Source organism: Fulvivirga kasyanovii, from assembly GCF_009711405.1.
Taxonomy (GTDB): Bacteria; Bacteroidota; Bacteroidia; order Cytophagales; family Cyclobacteriaceae; genus Fulvivirga; species Fulvivirga kasyanovii.
On record NZ_SMLW01000294.1, the window covers coordinates 1 to 4,593 of the forward strand.

Annotated in this window: 4 protein-coding genes; 1 reads left to right on the forward strand and 3 read right to left on the reverse strand. The window is 44.4% G+C overall.

Translation table 11 applies throughout. The features are described from left to right. Nucleotides 1-487 (forward strand): hypothetical protein (locus tag E1163_RS30325; protein ID WP_185155928.1); only part of this gene is annotated, 487 nt, incomplete at its 5' end. Nucleotides 488-556: 69 nt separating this feature from the next. Here E1163_RS30325 and fabD read toward each other — a convergent pair. From fabD to E1163_RS02205, 3 genes are all read right to left on the reverse strand, one after another. Continuing rightward, nucleotides 557-1,429 (reverse strand): ACP S-malonyltransferase, encoded by an 873-nt coding sequence (gene fabD, locus E1163_RS02195; protein ID WP_155169008.1) that lies wholly within the window; start codon nt 1,427-1,429, stop codon nt 557-559. A gap of 40 nt (nt 1,430-1,469) precedes the next feature. Beyond that, nucleotides 1,470-1,910, reverse strand: a complete 441-nt coding sequence (locus E1163_RS02200; RefSeq protein WP_155169010.1) for a thiol-disulfide oxidoreductase DCC family protein — start codon at nt 1,908-1,910, stop codon at nt 1,470-1,472. Beyond that, nucleotides 1,889-4,593, reverse strand: a 2,705-nt coding sequence (locus E1163_RS02205; RefSeq protein ID WP_155169012.1) for a T9SS type B sorting domain-containing protein, incomplete at its 5' end; no start/stop codon positions are given. The genes E1163_RS02205 and E1163_RS02200, both read right to left, overlap by 22 nt.

The window sequence follows — 4,593 nt, forward strand, 5'->3', positions numbered from 1 at the left end:
CGTAACCATCGACTCTGAACTGAAGCAGGACTTTCAGGTTTCTGTGTCTGAAACAGGCCCCACAACTATAAATTCTGAAAAAACTTTTGATGCAACTACTGACGCACAGGTTTTGAATTTTGGAGATAAGATCAACGGATACGAAATGGACTCATTGACCTTGGAGTTCAAATCATACGCAGGCTCTGCCGATATAAACCTCGACAACGCTTCCCTTAATATAAAAAAAGCTGATGGTAGCAGTCTGGGTTCATTCACCCTCGTACCTTCTACCAACCTGCAGGTAATTAACCTGAAACAATTTGATGACAGCAATGTGGTAATCACTCTTACATTTGACGCCAACTCCACACAAGCTATTGCTGATGCATTTCTGGCTGACAATAAAATCAGTATTGCGGTATCCGCTTCTGTTGATGGGCAACCGGCTGATTTTACGGTAGAGGCAATTTTATATTTGAAAGTATCCGGTTCACTGGCAAGCTGACAAAACCGGTAAAGGAACAAAGGCTGCTTCAATGTTGGCTATAACTTTTGAAGCAGCCTTTTTTTGTTTTTATAAGCCGCTCACTTCCACATCGGAAGCGATCTTCTTCACGAGACCTTGTAAAACCTTACCGGGTCCGCACTCTACGAACCTGGTAGCTCCGTCCGCCACCATTTGCTGTACTGATTGTGTCCACCTAACCGGCGCGGTAAGTTGTGAAATCAGGTTTTCCTTGATCTCATCTACATTAGTCGACGGTTTGGCATTTACGTTTTGGTAAACAGGGCAAATGGGCTGGCTGAACGTAGTATTTCTGATCGCTTCGGCCAATTCTTCACGGGCAGGTTCCATCAGAGGAGAGTGGAATGCTCCGCCTACAGGTAAAGGCAGTGCCCTTTTTGCTCCGGCTTCCTTCATACGCTCACAGGCAACTTCAATTCCTTTGTTGGTACCTGAAATAACCAATTGTCCAGGGCAATTGTAGTTGGCAGCTACCACCACCTCATCGATACCTTCACAAATCTCTTCGACTTTAGCATCATCCAGCGCTAGTACTGCTGCCATGGTTGAAGGATTCATTTCACATGCTTTTTGCATGGCCATAGCCCTTTGAGATACCAGCCTCAGCCCATCCTCAAAAGACAGGGTTTTGTTGGCCACCAAAGCAGAAAATTCACCCAGGGAGTGTCCGGCAACCATATCCGGCTTAAAGCCTTCAGTGGTTTCGGCCAGTACTACTGAGTGCAAAAATATAGCGGGCTGAGTCACCTTGGTTTGCTTAAGCTCATCGGCCGTGCCTTCAAACATTATATCCGTTATTCTGAAACCAAGGATCTCGTTGGCTCTCTCAAATAGCTCCTTGGCCTTTGCATTACTTTCATAAAGCTCTTTACCCATTCCGGGGAACTGCGCCCCTTGACCGGGGAATACATATGCTGTCATAAGTTTCGTTTTAAGTCAGGACGCCAAAATTAAAGATTTTTTAATAAGCATCTAAAAATCTTTGTTTCAATTCAGGGTTGGGCATCCTGCAGGCATCCTGTCTGCCAAACCATTTGTACCGGTTGGCGGCGATCAGATCATAAACAGCATCGCGTATGAAGCGGGGTATAATTTTGAATATGTAAAGCAATTTCCATCCTCCCGGAAGCTGTCTGGCTATATAAAGGGCTGCATCACTTCTGGTCATCAGCTTGCCTGACTTAGTGATGACAACAATACTATTCAGAGCCTCTGTATCATAGTTATAGCTATGTAGTATCTCTTTGGATCTTTCTGATTGCAGCGAACCAAAAACGAACCTTCGGGCATGGTCCCTGTCCAGCACAAAACTCACAGATCCATTGCAGAGATTACAAACCCCATCAAAGAGGATGAGGTCTTTATCGCGGCCTACAGGGGTCAGCGTACTATGTGTATCCATCCTTTTAGCCGTTCAGAAGCATTCTCAGGGTCAACGGTGTCGTAAGTAACATTGGCTTCATAGAAATATACTCCGGATGAAAGCTCCTTACCATCATCACTCTTGCCATCCCAGTTAATATAAATGGTTTTCTCAGTACCTACACGACCTTTATAGGAATAAACCTGTGTCCCCCATCTGTTAAACACTTTGAAATCTATCGACTCAACAAACCTGACACAACGGAGTTGGATCTCCTCGGCTTTAGGGTTATTAAAAGATTCTGGTCCAAAAGGCCTGAAAACATCATTAAAGCCATCCTGATTGTCAGGGGTAATAATATTAGGCAACTCTATGTAAGGACAATTGTCTACGCAGAATTCTTCACTAAATTCACTCTCATTACCAGACCGGTCAATCGCTTTCACCTTATAACACCCTTTGAAGGAATTGTTAAGAGGAATAGGACTGAACTCGTTGTGAATATAGAAAGTATCTCTGACCGTGGCCAGCAATTGATACTCAGAACCCTTGGTGCGTGCATAATAAAGTTCATAAACATTAACATCGTCCTGGCAGTCGTCAAGGAAATCTGTAGACCACCTTAAAATGTTTTCATATACGGCATCAGAAAGATCACACCCCAGGTTTTTAACAAACTGTTCACAGTTTAATCCCGTAATACTTAACTGCGGAGCACAGGGAGGTATGGAATCACTCGGCTGTGCACATACCATTTGGGAGAAGTTTAACAGCGGAGAACTAATGGCTGGGTTACCGTAAGTTCCTTTGGTCATTATTTTATAGCAATATACCTTGTCATCCCTAAGCGCAGTATTATTAAACTGGCCTGAATCCACATAAACAAAGCCGTTTAAGTTTACGTCTACTTCATCAATCAACTGAAGCTCGGCATCGGTAGCACCTTCCTCTCCACGGTAAATTAAATGCTTACTATCAGGTGGGAAAGGAATAACATTAGACCATGGTACCTCAGCGCTCCACCTAAGCTCTATCCTCTGAAACTGAGGCACAGGCTCCAGCCTTACAGATGAAGCCACCGCTGAGAAAATTGGGTCTTCATCACCTACTACTGCATTCGGAGCTTCGAGTTCTATCCTGTAATTGTAAACTTTATCCGTGGTATTTAAACCGGTATCCCTGAACTCCAGTCTGTCGGTAGTGGCGTCATCAACCTGCACGCTGTGTACCTCCACAATGTTAGCATCTCCGGTAAATCCTTCCGCCCTATAAACCTTATAAATGTATGGGCGTGGATATATGTTATCATCAATTTCATAAGGTTCTCTCCAGGCAACCAGTATTTCACCATTCGACTCACCGGTTTTCTCCACCGATACATTGGTAATTATCGGGTCTTCTGCAGGAACAAATTCAAAACAAAGCTCATCAGATACGATACTCTCACCACCTGCGGGCTGAGCAAAAGTAGCCACCAGCCTGTAGCAGTATTTAGCAGCAGCAGCCAGATCAAGGTCTTTATACGAAGTGGCGCTGGCATCAACTTCATTGATCAGCTTGTAGCCTGCATTCTCTCTGATCCCTGTTTCACAATCATCAGGCGTGTAAGGGTTGCTATCTACCCTCCTCCATATCTGTATCTGATTGGCATTAGAGCAGATGTAAGGATCCCAATTGAGTAAAATACCCTGTCCATCCTGCTGAACAGATGTAAAATCAGGCTTAGGTCCTACGACTGTAATGTTCCAGGTGGCAAAGCTTACGAGTTTCGGTCCGTCAGCGGGATTGTCAGTAATTTTAAATACTACCTGATACGGCTGGTCTCTTATGTCCAGACACTCAGTCTCCCACGTAAACCTCAATTCAGCCGGTGGTGTTGATGGCTGGAATGAGCCATCGTCGGGATCAACAGTGGCCCCAAGATCAAACACCTGGGAAAAAGCCTCTATTTTTACGTTATCATTATCCGGGTCTGTTCCGAATATAACTTCATCTATGGTTTCTCCGGCCTCAACGCAGATGTCTTCCGGTATTTGTAGTTCCGGTCTCTCGTTATCACAGTCTTCCACTATGATCTGCATATCCCGGGTCACAAAACCCAGCTTAAACCAGTCTCCGTTTATTTTTCTGTATTCTTTAACTATAAAAGCAACATTATATTCACCTACAGCGCCAGGAGCATCCCATTTCAGTTCACCCGAAATTGGGTCTATACTAAATGTAGGCGTGCCATTCATGTTTTCATTTCCCTGATTGTAATTCTCATAAAATCCCTGGGCATTAGGATCTACGTAGCCATCTACTACAGTTCCAACCTCTTTTTTAGGGGTAACCAGTTCAAATGCTATACTATCCCCATCCGGGTCATACGCTCCGGGATTGTGGAAGAAAGCCACACCGGGGCAAGCCCTGTCAATAGGTGGGATAAGCAAAACGGGTGAATTATTGCAACCTAAGAATGGGTCAATGTTGATTTCAGTCTCTACATAGAATGTGGTGTTTACGGAATTGTCGATATTCAAAACACCTTCGTTACGATTTGGCTCTACATAGCCTATTACATATTTGCCAGGGGAAGAATAGGTGTGTTCAATGGTGAAAGAAGCTGTAGCCACCTGCGGCCCCAGGTCCGAACGATCACTATTGTCTATTTGTGGCAACTGAATTGGGTCGGTTCCATCTCCAAAATCCAAAAAACCATCCCCAAACTTAACTTCGGATC